Genomic DNA, 2,832 nt, shown 5'->3' with positions numbered 1-2,832 from the left:
GGATATGAAGTTTTCGACATTAAGTTATGCTGTTGAGGATGTTCGAAAAGAGGCAAGACAAGCTGCTGCTATTGGTCTAGCAGTATCTAATTTAAGCTATGACGATACACCGGGAAAATTAAGTTTTTCACTTGGTACGGGTGTATGGCGCAGTCAATCTGCATTTGCTATTGGTGCTGGTTATATGTCTGAAAATGGAAGATTTCGCTCTAACGTATCTGCAACGAGTGCTGGGGGACATTGGGGTGTAGGTGCTGGATTTAGGGTAACACTGAATTAACAATAGAAAATTCGAAATAAATTTTCCTTCTCTTATCAAATGCGTTACATGTGCCATTTAAAGGGAAGGAAAGTTATTTTCATCATAAATGAATAGCAATAAAAAATAAGGGTGTATTTCGAGTAAAAATATATTTTTTATTGTGAAATTTTATATGAAAAAATCATTTATCATCTCCAAAAAGAATTATTTGAGTAATTGATATTTATTTTTAAGGGAGTTTTTCCTTCTTGTCTCATCAGACAAGGGTAAACATTTTATAAAGAAGTGATATTTTACACAGAAATTCATAGAGTAGTATACTTATAAAGTTTTATAACAATGTATTTTGTAGTAATATCTTAGTAGGACTGATTTTAGTTACATTGAAGCGTTTTAACAAAAAAAATTTACAAATGCAGAGTGATGCCTTCATCTAAATTAATAGAGTGCGCAATCGCACAATATTTTAAAACTGTACGGTTTATAACTTTATTAATAGAAATATCCATTGGGGGGTATGCTTAAAGAAATAAAAAAATCTCATTTTTACTATGTTTATTATTATCTTTGTATGCAGCAGCCGGAATAATTAAATAAGACTCACTTTGATCAAAATAGGGATATTTGAAGCATAACAATGCACCAGCACTTTTATAAAAACCTAAAGTGCAGACAATGAGGCTATGAATTTTAGAATTATTTCATAAATCAGAAAGACACATTAATAAAAAATAATTTAAATCATTTTTTTCTTGCTATTTTTTAAATAGTCTGTAAGAATGTGAAAAGTTAGTTAAAAGATACTAAGAATCTTTTTTCAAAGCGGGGTGCAGTAAATCATGAAAAAATCACACTATCACTATTATTTTATTTCAAAAAGTTTTGAGAGATATAAATCTAAAGCTCGAGGGTACCTCGCTTACTCTCACAACAAAAGCGCAACCCTACAAAAAACGCTCTAAGTCACTCATCAAACAACTTAACTCCCTTCCGCAATAAACATCCTTTATTGCCTCTTAAACACACAACACCTAAATAATAGTACGCAAACATGTTTTTTCTATACTTCGTTCACCTTTCTTCACCTTTAAATTTAAAAGCTCTGCTAAAAGAAAACACCCCTCCTTAAAGGGGGATAAACAAAAACCTTATTAATTGGACTATCGATCAACGTCGACTTCTATCTCATTGAGATCTTAGATAGTCCTCTTCCGCATTATGACAACCCTAATCTTTTATAAAACAAGAAAAAACAATCTCTGGAGCCTAGTAGCACCGGAATATGTCTTTTTAATGTTTTTAATATCTTTTTCTTACTTAGAGGATTTATTATGAAAAAAATATATACCACACCACACACGCTAGCAGTGAGTAATTTAAAAAATTCTTGCTCGTCTTATCGATTGCCTTTTATTAAAACGCTTTCATTAGTGTCAGTAGCTGTCTTTTTATCAAATGCTTCTCCTGTTTCTGCTTGTGATAAGTGGGGTAATGTAGCGGAGTATTTTGGTGGTGGTGCAAATATACTTAAAAGTGTTGCGCCAACCTATGTAATTGACGGTAACGTGTATAGAGATGTTGGATCTGCGTTTGTAGGGGTAAATAGTGCATTCAGAGGTGTAAAGAATGAATTCAGCAATTTTAAACTTAATATAGGAAAAACTATTAAGTTTGAGGTTGGAACAGCCATTAATAATGCGTTTGCGGGTTGGGGAAATGTTTGGGGGATATATCAGAGAGAAATTAATAATAAAATTGATAAAATCTTGTCTGATATGATTGTTAAGCAAGATTCAGCAGGGCTTATTACCATTGGTGCGAACAAAAGGGGTTATATAGTAGACGTTGCAAATAATTCTCATGAGGCGCGGTTTATTACTGGTGTTCGTGATGGTTTGGTTAGCGCAACATCGAATCACGCAATCACTGGTTCCCAGCTTTATAAATTGGGCGCTGGGGTGGCGAAGTCTTTTGGCGGTGGTGCTAGCTATAAAGATGGGAACTGGAGTACTCCTACTTTTACAGTTAATGTCTTTGATAAAAATGGTAAGGAGACTAAGAAAAAATATAATAATGTCGCAGATGCCTTTGCTGGTGTGAATGATTCTTTTGTAAATATTAATAAAGAGATTAAAAATGTGATGGGTGATAAGCTTGTTGCGCAAGATACAGCAGGACTTATTACCATTGGTAGAAAAGTAAGAGGAACTAACGTAAGTATTGCAAACGTTGATAATGCGGCACGGACACTTTCCGGTGTTAATGCAGGTTCGATTACAGCAACATCCACTGATGCGATAAATGGTTCTCAACTTTATTCCATGAGCAATGTCGTTGCAGGCTATTTTGGCGGTGGTGCTGGCTATAAAGATGGAAATTGGAGTGCTCCTACTTTTACAGTTAAAGTCTTTGATAAGGATGGTGTTGGAGCTGACAAGAACTATCATAACGTTGCGGATGCCTTTACTGGTGTAAGTAGTTCTTTCACGAATATTGATAAAAAGATTGAGAATGTAGTTACTAATGTGGTGGGTGACAAGCTTGTTAAGCAAGATAGAGCAGGGCTTATT

Annotated in this window: 1 protein-coding gene and 1 pseudogene; both read left to right on the top strand. The window is 34.3% G+C overall.

The window, feature by feature from the left end:
• On the top strand, window positions 1-280 hold a 280-nt coding region (locus tag ACFIMX_RS02850; RefSeq protein ID WP_375694005.1), incomplete at its 5' end, for a YadA-like family protein.
• Between the two features lie 1,313 nt (window positions 281-1,593).
• Window positions 1,594-2,832: pseudogene (locus ACFIMX_RS02845) on the top strand (hypothetical protein); the annotation flags it as partial.

Source organism: Bartonella sp. AD24XZML (assembly GCF_042196485.1).
Classification (GTDB): Bacteria; Pseudomonadota; Alphaproteobacteria; order Rhizobiales; family Rhizobiaceae; genus Bartonella.
Note: the sequence above shows the minus strand (reverse complement) of the source record. Positions and strands in the feature narration are given on the sequence as shown.